Source organism: Streptomyces sp. SID1328, assembly GCF_009865595.1.
GTDB lineage: Bacteria > Actinomycetota > Actinomycetes > Streptomycetales > Streptomycetaceae > Streptomyces > Streptomyces griseoluteus.
Genome location: NZ_WWKH01000926.1, coordinates 13,159 through 35,786 on the forward strand (window position 1 = coordinate 13,159; position 22,628 = coordinate 35,786).

General features: G+C 68.1%; 23 protein-coding genes. 18 read left to right on the forward strand and 5 right to left on the reverse strand.

What is annotated here, in order from left to right; translation table 11 throughout:
* Window positions 1–38 precede the first annotated feature (38 nt).
* The 4 genes from GT030_RS29845 to GT030_RS29860 all read left to right on the forward strand — a co-directional run bounded on the left by GT030_RS29845 (window position 39) and on the right by GT030_RS29860 (window position 4,355).
* Window positions 39–1,424, forward strand: coding sequence for an ATP/GTP-binding protein (locus GT030_RS29845; protein ID WP_237522904.1), 1,386 nt, complete (start codon window positions 39–41; stop codon window positions 1,422–1,424).
* Window positions 1,425–1,445: 21 nt separating this feature from the next.
* A complete protein-coding gene (locus GT030_RS29850) occupies window positions 1,446–1,862 on the forward strand; it encodes a conjugal transfer protein TraB (protein ID WP_161203756.1) in 417 nt (138 codons plus the stop codon).
* 82 nt (window positions 1,863–1,944) lie between these two features.
* Complete coding sequence (locus GT030_RS29855; RefSeq protein WP_161203757.1) at window positions 1,945–4,083, forward strand: chromosome segregation protein ParM; 2,139 nt, start codon at window positions 1,945–1,947, stop codon at window positions 4,081–4,083.
* An 83-nt stretch (window positions 4,084–4,166) separates the two neighbouring features.
* A complete protein-coding gene (locus tag GT030_RS29860) occupies window positions 4,167–4,355 on the forward strand; it encodes a hypothetical protein (RefSeq protein ID WP_161203758.1) in 189 nt (62 codons plus the stop codon).
* On the opposite strand, the gene GT030_RS35925 is transcribed toward GT030_RS29860, so the two are convergent.
* Window positions 4,356–4,517 (reverse strand): hypothetical protein, encoded by a 162-nt coding sequence (locus GT030_RS35925; protein ID WP_237522906.1) that lies wholly within the window; start codon window positions 4,515–4,517, stop codon window positions 4,356–4,358.
* A 155-nt stretch (window positions 4,518–4,672) separates the two neighbouring features.
* Here GT030_RS35925 and GT030_RS29865 point away from each other — a divergent pair, with 155 nt between their 5' ends.
* A complete protein-coding gene (locus GT030_RS29865; RefSeq protein WP_161203759.1) occupies window positions 4,673–5,218 on the forward strand; it encodes a hypothetical protein in 546 nt (181 codons plus the stop codon).
* 49 nt (window positions 5,219–5,267) lie between these two features.
* Here GT030_RS29865 and GT030_RS29870 read toward each other — a convergent pair whose 3' ends face one another.
* Window positions 5,268–5,507, reverse strand: a complete 240-nt coding sequence (locus GT030_RS29870) for a hypothetical protein (RefSeq protein WP_161203760.1) — start codon at window positions 5,505–5,507, stop codon at window positions 5,268–5,270.
* Between the two features lie 303 nt (window positions 5,508–5,810).
* Here GT030_RS29870 and GT030_RS29875 point away from each other — a divergent pair, with 303 nt between their 5' ends.
* Complete coding sequence (locus GT030_RS29875; RefSeq protein ID WP_161203761.1) at window positions 5,811–6,308, forward strand: hypothetical protein; 498 nt, start codon at window positions 5,811–5,813, stop codon at window positions 6,306–6,308.
* A 180-nt stretch (window positions 6,309–6,488) separates the two neighbouring features.
* Here the strand turns inward: GT030_RS29875 and GT030_RS36850 are convergent, their stop codons facing one another.
* A complete protein-coding gene (locus GT030_RS36850) occupies window positions 6,489–6,626 on the reverse strand; it encodes a hypothetical protein (protein ID WP_237522908.1) in 138 nt (45 codons plus the stop codon).
* A 1,465-nt stretch (window positions 6,627–8,091) separates the two neighbouring features.
* A complete protein-coding gene (locus GT030_RS29885) occupies window positions 8,092–11,136 on the reverse strand; it encodes an RHS repeat-associated core domain-containing protein (protein ID WP_237522916.1) in 3,045 nt (1,014 codons plus the stop codon).
* A 918-nt stretch (window positions 11,137–12,054) separates the two neighbouring features.
* Here GT030_RS29885 and GT030_RS29890 point away from each other — a divergent pair.
* The 12 genes from GT030_RS29890 (at window position 12,055) to GT030_RS29940 (ending at window position 21,651) form a co-directional block, all read left to right on the forward strand.
* A complete protein-coding gene (locus GT030_RS29890; protein WP_161203763.1) occupies window positions 12,055–12,750 on the forward strand; it encodes a tyrosine-type recombinase/integrase in 696 nt (231 codons plus the stop codon).
* Between the two features lie 192 nt (window positions 12,751–12,942).
* Window positions 12,943–13,089, forward strand: coding sequence for a hypothetical protein (locus GT030_RS37450; protein ID WP_346009769.1), 147 nt, complete (start codon window positions 12,943–12,945; stop codon window positions 13,087–13,089).
* 20 nt (window positions 13,090–13,109) lie between these two features.
* Window positions 13,110–13,313: a hypothetical protein gene (locus GT030_RS29900; RefSeq protein ID WP_161203764.1), complete on the forward strand. Its 204-nt coding sequence runs from the start codon at window positions 13,110–13,112 to the stop codon at window positions 13,311–13,313.
* Window positions 13,313–13,795, forward strand: coding sequence for a hypothetical protein (locus GT030_RS29905; protein WP_161203765.1), 483 nt, complete (start codon window positions 13,313–13,315; stop codon window positions 13,793–13,795). The genes GT030_RS29900 and GT030_RS29905 overlap by 1 nt, the downstream gene beginning before the upstream one ends.
* 383 nt (window positions 13,796–14,178) lie before the next feature.
* Window positions 14,179–14,559 carry a histidine phosphatase family protein gene (locus tag GT030_RS29910; RefSeq protein ID WP_161203766.1) on the forward strand — a complete coding sequence of 127 codons (381 nt, stop codon included), beginning with the start codon at window positions 14,179–14,181 and terminating at the stop codon, window positions 14,557–14,559.
* 13 nt (window positions 14,560–14,572) lie between these two features.
* Window positions 14,573–15,724 carry a hypothetical protein gene (locus GT030_RS29915; RefSeq protein WP_161203767.1) on the forward strand — a complete coding sequence of 384 codons (1,152 nt, stop codon included), beginning with the start codon at window positions 14,573–14,575 and terminating at the stop codon, window positions 15,722–15,724.
* Complete coding sequence (locus GT030_RS29920; protein WP_161203768.1) at window positions 15,724–16,665, forward strand: phosphotransferase; 942 nt, start codon at window positions 15,724–15,726, stop codon at window positions 16,663–16,665. Before GT030_RS29915 ends, GT030_RS29920 begins: the two co-directional genes overlap by 1 nt.
* A 28-nt stretch (window positions 16,666–16,693) precedes the next feature.
* Window positions 16,694–17,317 (forward strand): hypothetical protein, encoded by a 624-nt coding sequence (locus GT030_RS36860; protein WP_237522912.1) that lies wholly within the window; start codon window positions 16,694–16,696, stop codon window positions 17,315–17,317.
* Between the two features lie 37 nt (window positions 17,318–17,354).
* Entirely contained in the window at window positions 17,355–17,678 is a 324-nt protein-coding gene (locus GT030_RS36865; protein WP_237522914.1) for a hypothetical protein, read from the forward strand.
* A 507-nt stretch (window positions 17,679–18,185) separates the two neighbouring features.
* Window positions 18,186–19,451: a ParA family protein gene (locus tag GT030_RS29930; protein ID WP_161203769.1), complete on the forward strand. Its 1,266-nt coding sequence runs from the start codon at window positions 18,186–18,188 to the stop codon at window positions 19,449–19,451.
* Entirely contained in the window at window positions 19,448–20,542 is a 1,095-nt protein-coding gene (locus GT030_RS29935; protein ID WP_161203770.1) for a ParB/RepB/Spo0J family partition protein, read from the forward strand. Before GT030_RS29930 ends, GT030_RS29935 begins: the two co-directional genes overlap by 4 nt.
* A 557-nt stretch (window positions 20,543–21,099) precedes the next feature.
* On the forward strand, window positions 21,100–21,651 hold the full coding sequence (locus GT030_RS29940; RefSeq protein ID WP_202460726.1) for a hypothetical protein: 552 nt from the start codon (window positions 21,100–21,102) through the stop codon (window positions 21,649–21,651).
* A 15-nt stretch (window positions 21,652–21,666) separates the two neighbouring features.
* Here GT030_RS29940 and GT030_RS29945 read toward each other — a convergent pair whose 3' ends face one another.
* Entirely contained in the window at window positions 21,667–22,542 is an 876-nt protein-coding gene (locus GT030_RS29945) for an IS5 family transposase (protein WP_202460733.1), read from the reverse strand.
* Between the last annotated feature and the right edge of the window lie 86 nt (window positions 22,543–22,628).

Consider the following 22,628-nt stretch of genomic DNA (forward strand, 5'->3'; position numbering starts at 1 on the left):
GGCGCAACGTTCCGTCCGGGCGGTCGAAAGGCTCTCAGATGGGCTCTGGCGGCTCCCACCGGAACGGCAACTCCCGTGGTGACGGAGCCAGTCAGGCATCCGGCGCCCGCGCCGAGCGGGCCCGCGGCCGCCAGGAGCGCGCCGGGGCCCGGCAGGCCGGACGGCAGGAGCGGCGCACCGCCGGCCACGCCGCCGGTGTCGCGGACCGGAGCAAGGACCACGATCAGGCCCGCGCCCAGCGGCAGCAGGCGTGGGACGACCGCCGCGCGAAGCGGCAGGCGCGGGATGAGGCTCGGAAGGCGAAGCGGGAAGCCGCGGCGTCGACCGACCCAGGCCGCACCACCCTGGGCAAGGCCATCGGTGAGGAAGCCCAGCGCCGCTTCGACAAGCGCCGCGCAGACGCGAAGGCCGCCGCCGATGCGAAGGACGCCAAGACGGCCGGCACCGAGAAGGTGGACCTGACCAAGGACAAGGAGTCCAAGGCCAAGAGCACCAACGGCAAGGGCGCCAAGACCGCCAAGACCGCCCCCGACGGGGCCTCCAGCGCCGCGAAGGACGGCAAGGCGGGTGATACGCCGGGCACCGACTCAAAGGCCGGTGACGGGGCGTCTGACGGGGCGAAGAAGCGGCGCCGGTTCCGGCGCCGACGCACCGGCAGCACGGGCCGGGCCGAACGGCGCGGACGTACCCGCCGCACCGGTCGCACCGGCTGGACCGGGCGCGGTCGAACGGGCCGCACCGCTCGTACGGGGCGCGGCCGTCCGGCGGACAGCCCGTTCGGCGCGCAGGACTCCACCCCGACAGTGGAGTGGCCCGACCGTCCCACCCGCCCGCCGCGCACCGAGACCAAGGGCGAGGACGACATCATCGACGCCGACCTCGTCCCCGACACCCCCGCGGCCGTCACGACCGGCGTGCGGGGCCTGCCGACCGCACCGGAGCGGCACACCGCACGGCCCGGCACCAGCCGACCGACCAGCACGGAAGGGAGCAGCGTGAGCAGCTCGCAGGCCAGCAGGCCGTCCGGTGGGGGTGGCCTCACCGCCCAGCACCGCACGGACATCACGTTCGACGAGTACCTGATGGAGATGGCGAACATCGCCATCCAGGCCGCCTCCGACCAGGAGCGGGCCGAAGCCCTCGCGGAGGCCCTGGACAAGGTCGCCGACGCCCTGCGGGACATGGCCACCGACCTGATCGGCGACCACAACGTCACCACCGAGGTCACCGAGCTCATCTCGGACCTGGCCGACGCCGCGGCCCGCATGAAGCAGCAGGCGGAACGGTGCGCGACCGAGTGCGGGCTGGCCCTGGAGGCCGCCAAGCTCGCCGCCGCGATGGTCGCTCGCGTGTATGGCCAGGACATGGCCGCCAAGGAAGACGCGGGCCTGAACTACGTCTCCGCCGCCGCCCACCACGACTAGGAAGAGGAAGGAAACCCGCTGATGAGCAGCGATCTCACCCCCCGCCCCAGCAGCGCGGTGCCCGCCGCGGCCGACGACAACCGCTACAAGGCCGTCCAGACCAAGCTCGACGCCCTCGGTCGCGCGCTCGACGACGCCGGCCTCGGCCTCGAGGAGCTCATGCGCAGCATCAAGAAGAACGCCAAGCGTGCCGAGGACGCGGCCCGCGACGTCGACAACGCCGACCTCGACCCGAAGTTCGTGGAGCTGACCAGCAACGTCGGCGTCGCCCTCGGGGGCGCCTGGGTGCAGGTCAAGAAGCTGCACGACACCGCGCAGGAGACCGCCGACTTCACCTACGAGACCAAGCACACCCACTCGAAGCTGTACGGCGCGCTGGACGACATCCGCTCCAACCGGCGCGAGAAGACGCCCCGCCCGGGGTTCTTCAACCGCTGACCCACTCCCCCACCCACCCCTCACCACGGGCGGCCCCGCACACCGCGGGGCCGCCCGTGCCCATTCGCCGAAGGAGAAGCCGGTGACCACGCCGCGCAGCGTCGCGCTCGAACGCCTCGCCTACACCCTCGCCGCGCCCGTGCTGGCCGTGGCCCCCAACGTCTACCCCGACAGCCCCGTCAACCAGGTCGTGCAGCTCGCCGGCGCGGCCGGGGCCGCCGGCTGGTTCCTCGCCTGCAAGAGCGATGAGCCCGGCGCTGGACGCAAGATCCTGCGCTGGTCCCCGCTGGTCCTGGCCGCCGCCGTCGACGTCGCCGCCGGCCACACCACGGGCTTCGGCCCGTACTGGCTGGACGGGCTGCTCGCCGCCGGATGGGCGGCGGCCGGCTACCTGGTGATGCCGTTCTCCCGGCACACCCGCCGCCGTCACCGCCCCGCCCTCGCGGCCCCGGCCCTGCAGCTGGCACCGGCCGAAGCGCCCGAGCCGCCTCCGGTCGTCCCGGACGACGGAGCAGACCTGCTCACCCGCGACGCGCGGCTGCTGTGGGAGCAGGCCGGGATGCCCGGCCGCACGCACATCGTCAAGGCCACCCGCCACACCGGCATGCAGCACGACATGACGATCCTGCTGCGCGCCTCGGAGACCGGACGGCCGATCACCGGCCTCACCGAGGCCGCTGTCGCCGCGCCGTTCGGCGTGCACTCCAGCGACGTGGTCCTGGCGGAGGTCGCCAACCAGCCCGGCCGCCAGGGCGGCCCCGGCTGGATGGAAGCCCGCATCACCCCCGACGCCAACCAGCGCCGCCGCAAGGCCCCCACCGACCAGGAGCGCTGGATGGACAAGGTCGGCTCGCCCAAGGGCGGCGCCCCCGGCTCCGCACTGGTCCACAAGACCCGCGACGACGAACGCGGGGTCACGTTCTACCGGGCCAAGATGTCCGACTCCACCGAGACCCCGCGCATCGACCTCGCCAAGGTCTGCCGCGGACTGAAGCTGCCCGAGGACGACTCCTGTGTGTTCGTCCTCGTCGACGGCTCGGAGTTCCTGATCAGCGTGTTCGATGAGCCGCCGCTGTCGCAGATCTTCCGGGCGACCCGCGAGCTGCTCACCCCGGACGACAAGGGCATGTACGTGTGCGGGTACACCATCACCGGCCAGCCGGTGAAGACGATGGTGTACCAGCACGACAAGAACGCCCCCGCACACGGCCTGACCCTCGGGGTGTCCCGGTCAGGCAAGACGCAGTTCTTCGCGATCCACATGGCCGCCCAGTCCCTGGACGGCGAGGTCGTATGGCTGGGCACCGTCCGCAAGGACGAGAAGACCAGCGTGCTCGGCCGGTACATCGACCGGCAGGGCTCGAACGCACTGTGGATGGCCCGCTCCCTGCGGGCCGCTAAGGCGCTGTGCGAGATCCGCGCGGAGATGCCCTGGCCGCACGACGGCCAGCCGCACGACTACAAGCCGGGCGACCCACGCTGCCCCTACCGGCAGCTCAACGTCTACGGCGATGAGTTCATGACCGCAGCGCAGGACGCGGACTTCGGCGAGTTCATCCAGAAGGACGGCGAGGACCTCACGGTCACCGGCCTGAAGTACGGCATCGGCTTCAACCCGGCCGGCCAGTCGCCGTTCGCGCACAACGGGTTCTCCACCGAGATGAAGGACAACCTCCGCCAGAACTCAAGGCCGGTCATCTTCAACATGGGTTCACCCGGCGCCACCCGCAAGGCGGCGGAGGGCACCATGGAGAACGCCTACGACGTGCCGACCATCCCGGCCCGCTACTCCCGCACCGAGGGCTCCGCGATCGAGCGGGCCATGCGCGGCGAGGCCGACCCGGAGAACGGCGTCAGCACGGGCGGCGTCGCGGTCATCGTCCTCGACAACGGCCGCGCCGTCCTGATGCGGTCGCTGTACGCGGACTTCGACACCGACCTCTCCGAGCTGTTCCCCGACGAGGTCAACCGGCTCACCGACCACGAGATCAGCGAGCTGACCAAGCGCGGCCTGTGGTTCGACTGGAACGAGCCCGTGCGGCCCGGCGAGTTCTGGCCCGAGCCCGACGAGGACGACGAAGGCGAGAGCCGCTCCCGCCGGCGCGGCAGCGGAGGCGGAAAGGGCGGCGGGCGCGGCTCCAAGAGCGTCGGCCTCCCCTCCGAGCAGGTCGCCTCTCCCCGCCAAGCGCTGGAGGCCATCAAGAGCCTCACCGACGCCTGATCACACCCACCCACCCGTCACGGGGCCGGACCGCCCGAACGCGGCCGGCCCCGCCCGACCCCTTGTGAAGGAGCACCACCACCGTGGCCCTGTCCCTCTCCGCCGCCGTACTGCTGGGCATCATCGTCGTCGTCCTGGTCAAGGGCGGCTACGTCCGCGTCGGCTCCGCGCTGGCCTGCACGCTGTTCGGCTTCACCCTCGCCGCGACCGGCCTGGCCCCGGCCATCAACAGCGGCCTCGCCTCGCTCGCCCGCCTGACCTCCAGCCTCTGACTACGCCTCCGTCCACGGCGGGTCCGGGGTGTAGTTGAGCTCGCCACAGAAGCGGCAGTCCCACTCCGCAGGCACCTCCCACTTGTCGACCCAGAAGCCGACCTGCCGGCCCACGAAGTAGTTGTCACCCCCGCACCACCCGCAGTCGAAGACGAACTCCACCCCAGCCCCTTCCCCACGCCTGCTTGATCCGAGGATGCCCGGGACACGGACGCGCTGACACCCAAACGCCCACTCCCCCGCCACGACAACGCCGAAGGGCGCCGCCGGAGACCAACCCCGGCGGCGCCCTTCGGCGTCCCCTACCTGGAGTACCGATGTCCCATGCCACGCTGTCCCTCGCCACAGCTCACCCCGCCCCGGCCACCCCGGCCGCGCCGGCGGAGCAGAGGGCCCTTGAGGAACGCCTCACTCTGGTGCACGCGGCGATGACCAAGCGCCTGGACGAAGCGGCCGTCGCCTACGAGGTCAACACCGCGCACATCCCCACCGAGCCCGTCGACTTGAGCGACATCGTCACCGTCCCGCCACCCCCGACGCTCCAGCCGCCCTATGAGCCCTACCCGACCCCGGTCGCCGCCCTTCTGCAGCGCGCCCACCATCGGCTGTTCATCGGCGGCTGGTGCTCTGGCGCACTGGTCGACCAGGACGGCGCCCGCTGCATTCTCGGAGCCATCCGAGCCGAGGCGCACGGCGACAAAAGCCTGGAAGCCAGCGCCGCCTCCGTGCTCTTGGACGCGATCCGCCGCAACTTCGGCGACGTCGACTCCGTGCCGTCTTTCAATGACGCCTACGGATCGGCCGGTGTCCCACTCCGCATGGTCGACCAGGCCGCCAGCCTCGCCGATGCCCGCGGCCTGTGACCCTTCCGGGTCCCCTGCCTCGCGCCCGAACCCCGCCTGAAGTCGCGCGTCAGTCAGCCCACGTCTCGCCGTGTCGATGCCGGTCCAACCCCGCAGCTGAGAACTCGTCCTCGCCGGCGCTTGCCACCACCCCCAACCACCGCAGCGCTTGAGAGATCGGACTGCCGACTGTCGGGAAGGGCTGGCCCTCCTCCACGTGGAGCGGGCCCAGCACCATCGTGCCGCCATCCCACACGGCAACCCGCTGCTCGCCCACGCCGCCGAAGAACTCAGCTTCCACGTAGGCCACCGGGCCACCGGGCCACCGGCTGACCAGGCAGCAAGGGTCTTCTCAAACCTTCCTGGCAACCGCAAGAACCCCAACGCGTCTACGCCGCTGCCGTCTGCGACGGAGTTGAACAAGATCGGAGGTCCCCTCTTGTCCCACACGGCCAAGCCGAACCCGCCCGGTCTCCGGGACCAGGACCAAGTTCCGGCTGCTGACCTGGGCCGTCGACATCCTCCTCACGGCGCTCGCCCTGCTCCTGGCCACCACGGTCCTTGCGGTCACCGCCTGACTCACTCTCCCTAACCCCTTCCAAGGAGTGCGCACATGACCGATACCCTCACCGCGCCCATGTTCGGCTCGCCCGGCTCGCCTCTTGCCATCCTGTTCGATGCCGCCGACGAGCTCCGTCACGTCGGCGAGGACGAGCAGCGTGAGGCCGCGCATACCGCCGTGCTGGACCACATCTGGTCGCACTACCCCGACACCCTGAGCAAGGCTCTGGACGAGGAGGACTGGCACGGCCAGCCGGCCGTGCCGGACGCCGGGCTGGAGATGTCCGCCGTCGCCTGCCTGGATGGCGGCTGGTGGCTGCACCACAGCACCGGACTGGACGATGGCACCGGAGACCGGGGGTCGCTTCTCACCCTCATCGGGCTCTGCACCTGCGGCGGCGGCTACGTCGAGACCGTCCTGGACGGTGAGGACGACCTCCTGGTGCTCCTTACCGAACTGCGGGCCACCGGCGGTTTCCGTCACCATCCCGAGGAGCCGGACTGCACCAGCATCCACCGTGTCCGGGCCTGGGGCGTCCCCCGCCAGTGACGGCCCGCCCGACCAGCCGCTGTCCCGCAGGATCACCGGGGACGACCTGCACGCACGGGCCCCGCTCTCGACTCGAGAGCGGGGCCCGCTCCAGTCAGCTCACCGTGGCTGGCGCTTCTTGATATTGCCGACGTACATGTGGACCGCACCGAGGATGTAGACAGTCAGGACGAGAAGAATTCAGCCGCCGGTGTTTCTCATCAGAATGAGAAAGACGGACAGTACGAGGGCCGCGAAAGCGAACAGGTAAGTGAAGAGCATCCATCGCTTCACCACCGCACGCTGCCCGGCCGACCAACCAACTTGGGGCACGTTCATCACCAATCCTTTCGGGGATGCCGAAGCGTGCCGAGCGCCTGGCATCCGATACTTTCCGTGAGTTGTCAGCCTCCGCTTACCGCCTTCGAGGCAATCTGTCTGACGCTCCGGGAGATCGCGTAGCAACCGGCAGTTGTTCCGAGTGAGCCCCCGAGCGTGACAGGCGTTGACGCTGCGACGGCTGCAGCGCAGGCTGCGCCAGCGAGACCGCTGGCGACGGTTCCGGCCGGGTCGCCCTACAAGGCCTGCGTATCGCCGCCCTCGGCGTAGAGGTAGGGGTTCTGTTCCTGGTCGGCAGGGTCGGGCTAGGTGAAGTGGCCACTCAGTGATCGTTATGAGCGAGCGCGTACCGGTCAGCCCGCCGCGACGGCTGCGCACAACAACGTGAGGGCCGGATACCGGGGATCGGCGAGCAGGTGAGGAAACGTCGCAGGTCATTGACCTCACTCGAGGTAAGGGGATCAGCCGGGGAGCCTCTTCAGTGCGTAAGGGGTGGGCGCTGATGAGCGGAGCAGGCACGGTCCCACTCGGTTCTCATGGATCTCGACAACCACATGATTACCAATGCCGTGCCTGCTCCGCTCTCCTAGGCCACATCCACACAACGGACGCGCCATGTCACTCATGAGACCGGTGAACCGGACTAATCCTGATTACACAATGGCCCTGACTCCGCCCCGCCTAGGTCATCCGTCCGCCAGGGGGGCTAGCCATGCCGCCAGGAGGCTGGCGGCTCTATCACGGAACGACGAAGAAGACGGGGACGACGTGCTATTGGCGCCGCTTTCGAGCTACGACGATGGGAATCACTACGCAGGCCACCGCAATGAGGAACAGTACAATACCCAAAGGACCTCCCGGGGTCACGCCGCGATGCGCGAATTCCATGACAACACCTTCCGGTTCGTATGCGGGATGTCTATCGGCGTCGCGATCGGAACGAGAGCCATACGGTGACAGCATTTAGTTTGATCGCTTTGTCGGACCCGAACTCGCCCTCGAAGAACCTCGCCATTATCTCCTTCCGGAAGGTCGCGGGTGGCCGCGTACCAAGGCCACCGGCATCACGCTTGGCGCGAAGCTCGAAAGGAGAGGTGTGGTCGTCACTTGCGTCGGCGAAAGTAGCTGACGCAAATAATGGTAAGCGCCACGAGAAATACTACGACAATAGCGCCTGCCGGTGCGGCTCGCGTCGGAACGATCAAGCCAGCCTGGGTCCACATTTACTACTCGCCCCCACCGGGTTGGCGGCGGTTTTTTCCAAGAACCCATCCGGCGGAAGTGAGGAGTGCGAGACCGAAGAGCACGGGGATCACGCCTGCTGCAATTTTTCCGCTCAATATGGCTCCGAAGCCGAGTACGAGAAGCGCCGCTGCCGACACGATTGCAATTCCGAGTAGGAACTTCACCATTCCTCTTCTTTCTGAGTGAGGTGAGGCGGGGCCCTCAACAGGCCCCGCCTCACCTAGAGAGCCGCCTCAGTTCCTGCCGAGGCCGCTGCCCCGAGTCCGGCGGACAGCACCGTGCAGCCAGTGATGCCTGCCCCAATCGACGCGCCGAGGGTGGGAACAGCTCCTGCGGCGGCTGCTGCCCCGCACACCGCTTCAGTTCCTATCCCTACGAGGATGCCGACTTCTGCGGCATAGGCACCCTCCGTATCGCCGCTCATGATCTTCTGAGTGAGGGATGCCCAGTCGAGCGCACCGGATGCGTCAGGGAAGCTGAAGAGTCCGTTGGGGTCGATGCGGTTGACGGGGTCGCCTTCGGCGTAGAGGTAGGGGTTTTGTTCTTGGCCGGAGGGGTCGGGTTGGGTGAAGCGGCCGAGGTTGGCGTCGTAGTAGCGGGCCTTGAGGTGGTAGAGGCCGGTGGGGTCCTGGTAGTTGCCGGCGAAGCGGTAGGGCTGGGCGACGGGTTCGGTGGACTGGGCCAGGATGCGGACGCCGCGGGGGCTGTAGGTGTAGGTGTCGACCTTGTTGCCGTCGATGTCGGCGAGGCCGATCACCGAGCCGAGCGCGTCGGTGAGGTAGTAATAGCTCTTGCCCCCGGTCGTCATGGAGTTGAGGGTGCCCCCGGGTTCCCGGTTGAAGCCCATGTCGGTTCCGGCGGTCGTCTTCGCGGACAGGCCGAGGGGGCCGTTGTGGAAGGTGGTGTCGCCCAGGCGGAGGCGTTCGCTCTGGTCGGTGGAGCCGTAGAGACCGGCGTAGGTCTTGCTGTTGACCGTGATCGACGACATCTGGGAGTGGTCGGTCCAGGTCTCGGCGGTGCGGGTGTAGTCACTGGTGGAGTCCGCGGCGGTCTCGTTGCCGACCTGGTCGTAGGACCAGGTGCCGGTGCTGCCAGACTTGCCGGTGACTTCCTGGGCGTCGTTGTAGGTGTAGGTGGTACCGCGCGGGCAGCCGGGGTCGGTGCCCTGGCTGGTGAGGTTGCCGGCCAGGTCGTAGCAGTACTGCCAGGAGTCGGTGATGCTGCCGGCCTTCTCCTCCTTGGCGTAGGAGAAGCGTCCCGCGCCGTCGTAGGTGTAACTGCGCTTCAGGCCGGTGACGTTGTCGGTCTGGGTGCGGATCTTGCTGCCGTCGGTGGCGCCGTTGGTGCCGTACCCGTAGGTGTACGTCAGGTCGACCAGGGTGCCCTGGTCGGAGGTCACCTTGATCGTCTTGGGGCGGCTGGAGTTGTCGACGTCGACCTTCTGCACCGTGCCACCCGGGTATGTGGTGGTCTTACGCACGTCGTTGTTGTTGTAGTCGTACGTGGTCGTGCGGCCCTGGGGGTCGGTGAGCTGCTTGAGCTTGTTGGTCTCGTTCCAGGTGTAGTCGGTCTTGCCGGCCGGGTCCTGGTAGTAGTCGACGTTGCCGGCCGGGGTGTAGGCGAGCAGGGTCTGCGAGCCGTCCTGGAGGTGACGGACGGTCTCGCGCTGGAGGGGGTCGAACTCGTAGGAGATGGTGCCCGTGGCGTCGGTCCGCTGGGTGAGGTTGCCGTCACCGTCGTAGGTGTAGTTCACCTGCGTGTGGTTGGTGGAGTCCACGGTGCGGATGCGGTCGCGGTTGTCATAGGTGTACGTGACGGTGACGCCGCGGGCGTCGGTGACGGTCTTGGTGCGGCCCAGAGCGTCGTAGGTGAAGGTCGTCTTGTCCAGCGGGGCCGGAGGCGTGACGCGGTCCAGGTTGCCCTGGGCGTCGTAGTGGAAGCCGGTGGTCACGGTCTTCGACGAGGTCATCTTCGTCTTCGCGGAGCAGCGCTGGCCCTCGAAGCCGCCGCAGGTCGGCGTGGCGGGGTTGTAGTCGTAGGTGACGCTGCCGCCGCCGGTGCCGGTCTGGGCGACGGAGGTGGTGTTACCGACGCTGTCGTAGCCGAAGGTGGTCTTCTCGCCGTCGGCGTTGGTGGAGTCGGAGGGGTGGTCGCCGCCGGCGATGGTCTGCCAGTGGTTCGTCGTGAGGGCGCCGGTGGGCGTTTTCGCGGTCTCCAGGTTGTTGCGGGAGTTGAAGCCGTAGTCGGTGACGTTGCCCGGAGTGGTGCCGGAGCCCATCGCGTCCGTGGCGGTGTCGATGTTGTGGTTGGCGTCGAACTTGGTGGACCGCGTGCGTTGGAGGGCGTCGGTGACGTCGGTGACCTGGCCGTCGCCGTCGTGCTTGTAGGCGGTGGCGTGGAGTTCGGGGTCCTTGGCCGTCGTCGTGCCCGCGGCCGTGGCCGACGTCGCGCTGTAGGTGTACGTCCAGGTCGGGCCGGTGTCGCCGGAGCCGTTGAAGCCGGTCGCCCGCAGCATGGAGGTGACCCGGTTGACGTCGTCGTAGCTGAAGACCGTGACCCGCCCCTGGGCCGTGGTGATCTTGCTGATCCGGTTCGAGGAGTCGTAGCCGAAGGTGATCGTCTTGCCCTCGGTGTCCGTGGTGCCGGTGAGGTTGCCTCCGGCGTCCAGGGCGTAGGAGGCGGTACGGCCGGTGCTGTCCTTGGCCTGCCAGAGGGTGGCGCCGGCCTTGGTCAGGTCGATCCAGCGTCCTGAGCGGGTCTCGGTGAGCTTGAATCCGCCGCCGGTGTGCTGGGTGACTGTGAGCGTGCCGTGGTTGCGGTCGGTGACCTTGGTCAGCTTGCCGCTCGCGTCGTAGGTCTCCTTGGCGCCCGACTTCCACTTGCTCAGCGTGTAGGTGCCGTCGGTGTTCTTCTTGAGGTCCTGCGAGTAACCCGTCGGCGTGGTGAAGGAGCCGTCGGCGTTCTTCTTGAAGCGGACGGTCGCGCCCGAGGCGTCGTAGAGGATCGCCTCGCTGGAGGAGACCGACAGATAACGCTCGTACTGCTGCCACCACCGCTGGGAAACCTGGCCGTAGGGCGCGTCCAGGGAGTTGTACGTGCGCGCCAGGCGCAATTGCTGCCCGACTCCGGCGATGTCGAAGTCGGTCGCTGTCAGCATCAGGTTGCCGGTCGAGTAGTCGATCGTCGCCGTAAGCGCGTCGGTGATGGCGAAGCGGGTGGAACGGTGCCAGGGGACATCGCCCTGCCCCTCCGGCACGATGTTCATCACCGACGCCCGCGCCGCCGACGCTGGGGCCTTCGCATGGGCGCGCTGCTCGCGCAGCCACGGTAGGTACGCCGCGTCGCTCGGCGTCTTCGACGGCTTCGACTTCACCGGCCGGTTCGCGCCGACCTTCACGGCCGGCATCTTGAAGTGCGGGCCGTGCTTGCCCCACGCCGAGGCGGGCTTCCCATCCGCCGCGACCGCCACCGTGGCTGGCAGGACGGCTGCGGTCAGGGCCGCGACTGTCACCGCGGCCAACGTCCCAACTGATGATCTCCTCCACGCACGCCGAGAAGGCGCGCTCCAAGCATGCTCAAGCATGATTCCCCCCACGGGAACACAGATACCGGCAGCCCCACTGGCCACCGGACCCGCCGACGCTTTCACGTGAATCACACAAACGTCCGGGGGCTGCCCACGAACCGCTCATCCACACGGGGGAGGAATCCGCCGCTCCTCTTTAAGCAGCCAATCAATCTCAAATGCGGATATATAGGGGCATCGGCCCTCGCTTGGGCCGATGCTGAAGCAGATATGTGCGGCGTACAAACGACTGAAAGCGGCCGGACTCCGGAGCAGTTGCAAGTCGGGTCGGGTGCTGCTTATCCATGCGCCGCAGGAGTTTTGGTCCTGGTCTGCGCCGCGCTGTGGGTGCGCAAGAGCCAGGGCTTTTCGGACTCCCCCTGCCTGCTGCCTTCATGGCAGTGGAGGCGCGCACGGCGGCGCCAGTGATGCTGCTGAAGGTTTTCACGTCGCGGCCGGATCGGCGGCCAACGTCGCGATGCTGGTGAATGGTTCGGCGGCGTGCGCCGCGGCGCAGGCCGGACTCGAGATTCCCCCCGGCGGCCGGACGGCTGGGGCGCTTGCGGACACATCCTCGTGGCCACGTCCGTCGAGACGAACGGCAGGACGGAGACTCGGATGCTGCCGTTCGACAAGCGGCGCATCTACCTCTACGCCTACCGGCACACGTTCGCACAGCGGTATGCCGACGCCGGCGTCCGCGTAGAGGTCCTCAAAGAGCTGATGGACCACAAGCAGCTGTCCACCACCCAGTGCTACTACCGCGTCGGGGAAATGCGCAGGCGAGAGGCCTTCGACCGCGTCACCACGATGCAGTTCGACTGGCACGGAAGCCGAATCTGGCGCCAGGCCACCGCCCTGCTCGACTCCGAGCACGCCCGCCGTGCGGTCGGCGAAGTCGCGGTCCCCTACGGCATCTGCACCGAGCCCACCAACGTCGCCGCTGGCGGCGGGGAGTGCCCAGTCAGGTTCCGCTGCGTGGGATGCGCCCACTTCCGAACCGACGTCTCGTTCCTGCCCGACCTGGAGGCCTACCTCAGCGACCTCCTGCGCAACCGGGAGCGACTGCTGGCAACGGTCGAAGCCGATCAGTGGGCGAAGGACGAGGCCATGCCCTCAGACGAGGAAATCCGCCGCGTCCGACGGCTGATCACGCGCATCAAGGCGGACGTCAATGAACTCGACGACGACGAACGAGCCCAGATCGAGCAGGCAGTCACCACCATCCGACGTGCACGAAACAGCGTCATCAACCTGGGTATCCCCCACCTTCGCCAGCCTCTCCCCGACATCCGTCCGGACCGGAGCGCATGACCATCACACCCATAACTCAGGGACGACGCGCCGAGTCCGCCCGCGGGCGCCAGCGCGTTCAGAAGGCATTGACACCCCCCCTTCGAGCCGGGCCTGATCCCGGCTCCCGGCGAGCTCCTCGTCTGGCGCGACGGCCAGCACTTCGACCGCTGGCAGGACCTCCCCTGCACGCTGTGCGGCCAGCCCACACCCATGCGCTCCCCCTCCGGCGAGCCCGTGCACAAGGCATGCGCGGAGGACTGGATCACCGCCAACCCCATTGAGGCCCGCCTCGCGCGGTTCGCCTCCGACCTGGCGCCGAAGCCCAAGACCAACAAGGGCCAAGGCGACCACGCCTGACCTCCACCTGGAGGACCTCCATGAGCAGCACCGACCGCGACGTCGACCACGCCCTCGCCTACCCCGAGCCGCCCGTTTCCCCGCTCTGGCACCGCCACGGCACGAAGGCCTGCCCACTCACCCCCGAACAACAGCGGCACAACCGCGAACTGCTGGACATCGCCCAGCGCACCACCCGACCCCGCTCCCCTCGCACCACCGAGACCCTGGCGGAGGCCAACTGATGGACACCACGCACTGCGCCGTCGACGGTTGGGTCGACGCGATTCCCGTCCCCGGACCTCACGACAGAGTCACCTTCGACCTGGTCGTCCGGCCCTCGGACATCGACGCGCTCGCCGACGACGCCCCCGACACGATCGTCACCTGCACCAGCGGCGACCCCCGGATCACCTACGAGTTGCTGAACGGCGTACAGCCCGGCGACCTGCTCCGCCTGACCGGCACCCTGGCCCAGTCGCCGACGCCCGGCGATCCCGCCCGGCTCACCGTCGACGGCTTGGAGGTCCTGGACACCGCGCTGGTCCCGGTCCTACGGGAGATGGTGCTCGACAGGTACGGCGACTACTGCGTCGTCTTCGATGCCGACCGCGACCAGGTCCCCGTCTTCACCGTAGACGGGGCTTGGGTCGGCCTTGCGGACAACCCCGACGCCATCGCCACCCTCATCGACATCCACCGGCGCGTGACCGGTGGTGACGCCTGATGGCCGCCCCCAGCGCGCAGGCCCGCACCGTCCTGGACCGGTCCCCCGCCGGAGGCCCCCGCAGCTCTTTTCCGGTCGAAGAGTATGCCGTCGGAGAACGCGCCCAGGGCACGCAGGCGCAGGTCGTGATGGGCCTCCACAACGATCAGTTCCTTGGGCTCACCGTCCACTCCCCCGAGTAGCACTCACCTCCGAGCGCTGTGGTCGCCCCCTCGGGGCCACGGCGCTCGGGCTGCTGGGGACGAAGTCCTTCAACGAGAGGATGAAGATGTTCTTCCTCGTCCGCCACGCCGAATCCGTTGAGAACGCCACCAAGTACAACGGCTTCTACGCGAACCCCCGTCCATGGACCGGAGCGGCCGCGCACACCCTGTCGCGGGACGTTGTCGGCCTCACGCCTCGCGGCTTCCTCCAGTGCTTGCAAACAAGAGCTGTACGCCACCTACCCCGAGGGCGCTCAGGACCGGCAGACCCGCAAGCACCTGTGGACGCCTCCCGGAGCCGGCGGGGAGTCCCTCGCCGATGGTGTCCTGCGGCGGGCCACGGCGTTCGTCGACGGTCTGCCCACCGCGTCCGGGGCGGACGTCGTGGCGTTCACGCACCACACCACCATCCTCGCGCTACGCGCGGTCCTGGAGCGCCGGCCGGTGACCGAACTGGTCGACGAGGCCCGGGCGCGCAAGACACCCAACGCCGCCGTCCTGATCTACGGCCGAGACGGCGGCCTGTTCCACGCCCGCGACACCGTCCACCCGGACTGCTGAGGAGGCCCCGGCCATGAGCCTGCTGTACCTCAACGGCCCCGTCCAGAACGGCCCCTTCACCCTCGCCACCCGGCCGGGGAAAGCGGCCGGAATCCGCGCGGCCGAAGCACTCAACACCTTCCTCGATGCCGGGCCCGCCCCGCACCTGTGGAACACCGTCACGCTGGCCGGAGACCTGCGCCACCGTGACGCACACGACCGGGACACCATCGGCCGCCAGGAACGAGAGGACCACCTGATCGCCGCCAAGTATGCTCCGGGCCCGGCCCCGGTCGGCGGCGTCCTCACCGACACCGCTCCCGTCGTGGCCGCCCTCGCGCTGGAGATGACCGAACACCTCCTGGCCGAAGGAGCCCTGGCGGTCGTCCCCACCACAGTCCGCCTGTGCACCCGCTGCGGCCACATGACCGGCGTCATCGCCCACACCTGCCGGGCCTGCGGCCACCACGACTCCCGATCCCACACCCGGCGGCTCCTCGTGTGGGACCGGCCCACCGGCGCCCCGGTGCTCACGCGCGATGACTTCCACGCCCACCGGGTCCGGCCACCGGGCCATCTGCTGAGCATCGCCCAGAACGTCCCCGCCCGGCTGATCCTGTCCCGCACCCGCCACCACGGCATCAGCCTCGCGCCCCTCGGACTCGACGGCCTGGTCCTCGACCCGCGAGCGGCCCTCCACATCACCACCCTGGCCGCCGCGACATCACACGGCGCCACACAGCCGATCATGACGATCACCGAGAACGCCGCGGCGAACGTCGCCGCCTACGGGACCCTGTTCCGCAGGTACCACGCAACACGGCTGCGGTACGCGCTGCACGGACGCATCCCCTACGACGACACCGAGGCACTAAAACGGCTATGCGAAGTACACCGTGTCAGCGAAGCCCAACGAGAGCAGTTCCTCGCCTGGTTCCTGCCCCTGTGCTCCCTGCACCTTCGGTCCGGCATCACCCCGGAGCAGCTCGGGGGCCTGCTCAAGTTCTGGCGCCGCGCCCACCTGACACGACCGCCCACCCGCCGGAGTGACGTCTCCGCCGAACTGCGGCGCCGCGTCGCAGCGGGTGATATGCGCTGGGTCATGGACATCCGGACCCTGGCCCAGACCATTCCCGACCACCCGGTCAGCCACGGCTCCCAGGCGGGGCCGGAAGGAGCGAGCTGATGAACGACAGCACCTGGCAGTTCGTCAAGAAGCGGACCGCCGCCGACGGCGCCGTATACGTCTCCGCCGACGGAACCCGCTACCGGCGCACCGGCGGGCCCGAGCTTCACGCGGAGGCCGCCTTCCAGCGCCGGATCGCGGACCGCAACTACCCGGTCCCGCACGTCCTGGAGGAAGGCATCACCGACGACGGCCACTACTACGTCGTCGAGGAGTCGCTGGGCAGCCAGACCCTGCACGAGCGGGCGGTGGCATCACTGGACGGCGGCCGGGCCTTGGCCGACGACGTCACCGACACCGCCGCGCAGGTCGCAGCACGGCTGCTGCGGGCCCAGGCCGCCCACCGAGTCGACGCCACGCCCAGCAGGTTGCGGCAGTGGCTGGAGGGCGCCGGGTTCACCCAGAACGTCTTCCAGGAGAACCCCGACCTCGACAAGCCCCGCACGCACGCCGTGCTCAACCACGCCCTGGACCGGCTCGCCACAGCGCCGCTGGTGTGGGGCCACCTCGACTACGGCCTGCCCAACGTCCTGCCGGCTGGGGTCATCGACTGGCAGCACCACGGCCTGGTCCCCCTCGGGTACGACGTCCTCCCGGCCCTGGAAATCGTCGCCTTCAAGGGCGGCACCAAGGGCTACACCGCCACCCCCGGCCAGCGGCACCGCTACCTCGCCGCGCTGGACGACGCGAGCCGGAACACCACCGGGCAGCCGGTCAGTCAGAACCTGGGGCCGTTCCTGCTCGTCAAGGCCCTGTTCTTCCTCGCCCTGATGCGGCCCGCCGACCCCTCCCGCACCGACAAGCACCTGAAGTGGCAGTACCGCCATCACCTCTTCATGAAGGGACGTGAGCAGTATGAGCGGACCGGGACGGTCGATACCGCCCTCTTCCCTGGCCTCGAGGAGTTCGCTGCTGGGCACAGCGCTGGCGACCATCCGTGACCGCGACTACCTTCTGGACCGCACCGGGGTGATCTTCAAAGTCATCGGCGATGTCCACCCCGGCACGCACTTCCTCGGCTACGTCAAGTACTACCCCGACGCCCGCGGCGACCGGCTGCTGTTCGACCGGACCTACCGGCAGAACAGCGTCGTGTCCAAGGCGTTCGGAATCCTCGCCGACCGGCCCGAGTGCTACGTCTACTCCCCCGCCGTGGGATGCGTCATCACCGGCGTGCCCCGCGAGGACATCGTCACCCACTACTCCTGCCGCCAGACCCTCGCCGCACTGCACCAGACCCCCGACCTCCTGGACACCACTGCCGTCAGCGAGGACCTGCTCGCCATCATCAACTGGGTCGTCGCGGCCGGCGCCGCGGACGTCATCGGCATCACCGGGTCCTTCCTGGTCGGCGCCCACAACACCCGCTCCGACATCGACCTGGTCTGCTACGGGCCGCGCGGCTACGAGGCGGCCCAAGCACTGTTCGCCGAACGCGCCCTCATCCAGCCCTACGAGGGCGAGAGCCTCACCCGGCTGTACCCTGCGGCGAGCCAAGTACATGACGGGGGGACACTTCGACGCCCTGATACGCCAGGAGGCCCGCAAGCTGCAGGGCCTGACCGCCGGTGCGGGAGCACACATCAACTGTGAACCGCTGAGGGCCGACGGCGACAAGACGTTCGCCGGGGTGGTGGCCAAGGAGGTGGGGGCGATCTCCGTCCTGGCCCGGATCACAGATCACTCCGAGGGCCTGGCCACACCGGCCCTATACGGGATCGAGGTGGACACCGTCACCGAGTCCACAGTCGACGAGCCCTCCGTGTTCGCCCGCCGGATCACCCACCTGCGCAGCTACCTCGGTGCGTACACCGGCGCGTTCCGCACCGGCGACATCGTCTACCTGTCCGGCCGACTGGTCCACATCCAAGGACCCGGCACTCACAGCGGCTTCGGCATCGAGCTGACCCCGTGGTCGGCAGCGGAGTCCTTCCTCGCCAACCTGACCCGCTGAGTCACTCGTACGGCCCCGTAATCCGCCTTCACGATGGGCAAGCGGCCCAGGGACACCGGAAGCCCCGCGGCTCCTTCCAGCCGAGGAGTACGCCGCCCACCAGCGCGCCATCGACACCCCGGCGCAGGTGGTGATGGTCCTTCCCACCGACCAATTTCTCGTGGTCACCATCTACTCCCCCGCTCATTGGTCCCAACGTGCCCGACGCGTTCCCCGCCGGAAGCCCGCATGGCTCCTCGACCAGACGAGTGTCAGTCGGTCAACTTGTCCTGGGGAGGGGCTGATGGACAACCGCGAGGTCGGCGTGGGGTGGCGCGACGAGACAGCAGCGGAACAACACCTGCTGGCACAAACGTAGTTGAGGCTCTTCCGACTTCGGGCGGGGTCGGGCGCCAGTGGGGCGAGGGCTATTACGACGTAATAGCCCTCGCCCCCAACTACCAGGATCGGTCTGCTTACTAACGTGTTGGTAGTGGATTAGATCTTGGACGTTAGTAAGGTGCCTCCATGACTTCGTCGTCCGCACCCAACGACCGCGAGAAGGTCGTCTCCAAACTGCCAGCCTGGCTCAAGCAGAACCTCAAGCTCAGAGCCGTGCAACACGGTCTCGAGATGCAAGTAGCGGTGGAACAGGGCCTCAAGGAATGGTGCAGCCTCGCCTCCGCGCCCGCCGCCGTCGACACCTCGGGTGCCGAGTCCTTCTCCACCTTCCTGCCGCCCGGAGACTGGGAAGCCTTCGAAGAGGTAGCCGCAGACCGCAAGGTCTCTCGTATCCAGGGACTGGCTCAGGCGGTTCAACTCTGGCTCGACTCCCACCCGGCCCCCGATGTTGTACGGCCAGAGATCACCCGCCGCATCATCGTCTGCAACCAGAAGGGCGGCGTCGGAAAGACTGCGATCACGGCCGGCCTCGGCGAGGCGCTCGCTGAGGCCCCGGACAAGCTGCACGCCGTACGCGTCGCCAAGGCACTCACCAAGGCACTACGGGCCAGCGACACCCAACCCAGCGACGAACCGGTCACCGACGACCCGCTCGACATCGAGCGACTCCCCGGCCTGGGCCTGCGAGTGCTCCTGGTCGACTTCGACCCACAGTGCCACCTGACCAACCAGCTGGGTGCCGAACCCCTGCCGATGACGGGCGACAGCCTCACCAACCACATGGCCGGCGACCCCAAGGGAGACCTCCGCGATCTCATCGTCGAGATCGGCGATGAAGACTTCGGCGGTCGGCTACACCTTCTCCCCGCCTGCAACGACGCCTTCCTCCTCGATGTCCGGCTCTCCGCCGTACGCGCCAGGGAAGCAGCACTGGAACGAGCGCTCGCACCGCTCGAAGCGGACTACGACGTGATCCTCGTCGACTGCCCGCCCAGCCTCGGCCTCAGCATGGACGCCGCGGCCTACTACGGCCGCCGACGTGACAACGAATCACCCGGACAGTCCGGTGCCCTCATCGTCGTCCAAGCCGAAGACAGCTCGGCCGACGCCTACGAACTCCTCACCACGCAGATCGACGACCTGCGCGGCGACCTCAAGATCGACATCGAATACCTCGGCATCGTCGTGAACCTCTACGACTCACGCCGCGGATTCATCGCCACCTCCTCCCTGCAGGGATGGGTCGACATAAAGGATCCCCGAGTCGTCGGACTGATCGGCGACCTCAAGGAACAGAAAGAAGCAGTACGCATGAAGCGGCCTCTCCTGGCCTACGCCCCCAAGTCACAGCAGGCGATCGGCATGCGCGCCCTCGCACGGGAGATCGCATGAGCAAGGCCAGCCAGCTCGGAGCCGGGCGCTTCGGCGGAAGCGGCATCAGCGCACGACGCCAAGCCGTCGCGGCAGCAACCGGTGTGCCCACCGCCGCCGTCGCGCCCCCCACAGAGCTCCCACCACATCGGATCAGCCTCAACCCGGACAACCCCCGCACCAGCCTCGGCGACCTCAGCGACCTCGCCGGAAGCCTGAAAACCCACGGTCAGAAGCAAGCGATCACGGTCATGAACCGGGACGCATACCTCGCAGCCAACCCTGACCGCGAAGGCGACCTGGAAGCCGACACAACCCACGTAGCCATCGACGGAAACAGCCGACTTGCCGCGGCCCGCGAAGCGCAACTGCCGATGGTCAAGGTCATGGTGAGCGACGACCAGGGCACCAACTCCGAGGAACTCCTCGAATCGGCACTCGTCGCCAACATCCACCGACAGGAACTCGCGGAACTCGACGAAGCAAAGGCCCTACAACGCCTCCTGACCATCCACGGGAGCCAGACCGCCCTTGCGAAGCGGCTCCACCGGTCACAGGGATGGGTGTCGCAGCGACTTGCGCTACTCAACCTCACGCCCGCTCTTCAGGCTCGCCTCAACGACGAGCCCATCGATCTCCTGCGCGCCGTCGGCAACAAGCCGGCCGACGAGCAGGAACAGGCCCTTGAGAAGCTCAAGCAGGAGCGCGCACAGAAGGAGGAGGCAAAGCGCGCGAAGCGCCGTGAAAAGTCGGGCGGTGACGCCTCGCACGCCCCCACCGATGCGACGGCCTATTACGACGTAATAGAGGGGCAGACGCAGAGCGCATCGCGACCGGTCAACGCCAGCGAAGGCTCGACATCTCTCACCACTGCTGAAGCGGTTCCAGAGCCTCGAACCGGATCCTCCGCCGACGGGAAGAAAGCACCTCGTACGGTGCCCTACGACGAGCCCGGATCCCTAGCGCTGCTCCTTGACAGAAAGATCGCCAACGACGACACGTTCTTCAAGCTGCTCAACTTCCTCCTCCGGAAGGGCCTGGAACGGGACACAGCCCGCCTCCGGCGTCTGGCACGCTCCCACGTCGAACAGACCCCTGACCCGGAGGACTGAATCCGGCAGATGCTCAAGAAGGGGGTCCAACAGCGATGCTGGCGGACCCCCTCAGCGTTCGAGGTCGCCAACGGCCTACGCCCTGGCACCCTCCACCGCCAGGGCACCTGCCGTGACGACGCCGGTCGACCCAGGGGCGGTTCGAACCAGTCGCACCCCTGCGGGTAGCGCAGCGGGGCAGAGCTCCAGCTCGTATGGGTCTCCACTCCCCGACCCGCTTTCCCCCCTTCCATGCGCCCGCTGTCCAGGTTTCCGCCGACTGCGATTCGCCGCAGCGCCAGCAGCCTCTTCTCGGCCAATTTCAGCATTCGAGCCAGAGTCCTTCAGTCAGCGCCGAGGTCGCCGGTTAAAGCTCCCGCCACAGTCGTGCGCCCTTGCCTTGCCTCTTGCTCGAGCAGGGACTGGTTGCGCCCGGCGCTGGGACCCCGTCCTCAAGGCACGTACTTGTTCGGTCAGAGCCGTTTTTGGCGTACGAAGGGTGCGGTCCGAAGTCACCATGCGCGTCTAGGGCCTCTCCGGCGGATCTTGGCTTGCGTCCGGTCACCTAGGCTTTGGCCATGCTGCTGGTCAACGGCGGAGAAGCCGTAGCTGACGCTCCCGTGCTGCGCACGGGGGGAGTGCCACTCGTCCCGGATGGGTTCGTCTGGCCGAACTGCCGCGAATGTGGCGAGCCCATGCAGTTCCTGGCTCATCTGCCCCTCGATCTGGGGGCGGTCGCGGTCTTCTTTTGCCAGAATGACCCGGGCATGTGTGACGACTGGGACGCCACCGCCGGCGCCAACCGGGCCTTCGTGTTCAAAGGTCAGCTATCGGCGGCTACCGTCCCCGCCGAGGGCGAGACGCTGCTCGGTGCGGTGACCGCCTTGCATCCCCACCCAGCCGACACCCCAACCGCAGAGCCGGTTCTGGGACGGCTGGGTGGCGAACCCGACTGGCTCCAAGGTGATGAGACCCCCGACTGTCCCTCCTGCACAACCCGTATGACATTCACGGCCGGACTCGAAGAAGGATCCGACTTCGCGACCTCCGCCAACTTTGGCGGAGGTGGTCGCGGCTACGTCTTTCACTGCCACCCCTGTAGCGAGGCCGCCTTCCTCTGGCAGCGATGAAGAGCGCCTGAAAGCTCATGTGCGGAGCCAGAGCCGGATCGCAGCGACGGTGACAGTGCCGTGGAAGACATAGGCTCGCTTGTCGTACCTCGTAACCACAGCCCGGAAGTTCTTCAGGGCATTGATCGTCCACTCGACCTCGTTCCTGCGCTTGTACATCGTCTTGTCGAATCCGGCGGGTCGACCGCCTTTGCTACCACGGCGCCGGCGGTTGGCCCGCTGGTCTCGTGGCTCAGGAATGGTGTGCTTGATCTGCCGTCTCCGCAGATAGTGGCGGTTGCGGCGAGACGAGTAGGCCTTGTCGCCGCCGAGGTGATCAGGCCGGGTCCGCGGGCGTCCGCCTTCGAGACGGGCAACGCGGATGCGTTCTATGACCGGGATGAACTGTGGGGCATCCCCCCACTGGCCCGGCGTAACCAGGAACGCAAGCGGGCGACGTCCGCCCTCACTGGCAAGGTGGATCTTGCAAGTCAGTCCGCCCCGGTCCGAGTCCCTCATCAGGGCGGTGCTGCCGAGGCAGTGATCTTTTTTCGGGACATGCGGCGCATCCCTGCGGGCCCCGGCGGCGTGTTGATGAGCGCGGCAGGACGTCGAATCCACGCTCACCATGCTCCAGTCGATACGGCCTTCCGCATCCGCGTCGGCCTGGACGGCATGGAGGATCGTCTCCCACGTGCCGTCGGCTGACCAGCGTCTATGTCGCTCATAGACCGTCTTCCATTTTCCGAACCGCGTTGGCAAATCACGCCAGGGGACGCCGGTGCGCTCCCGGAAGAGGATGCCGTTGATCATCTTGCGGTGACTGGCCCATCGTCCGCCCCGCCCGCCGGTTTTCGGTAGATGCGGCAGCAGCCGCGACCATTCGCTGTTTGTGAGATCACCCCGCCCCATGACCATGGGACGGACCGGGACACGAAGCGGTTCAAAGATCCGCCGGACAGGCCCTAGTGCTCTGACCGCATACCTTCGCCGGGTTG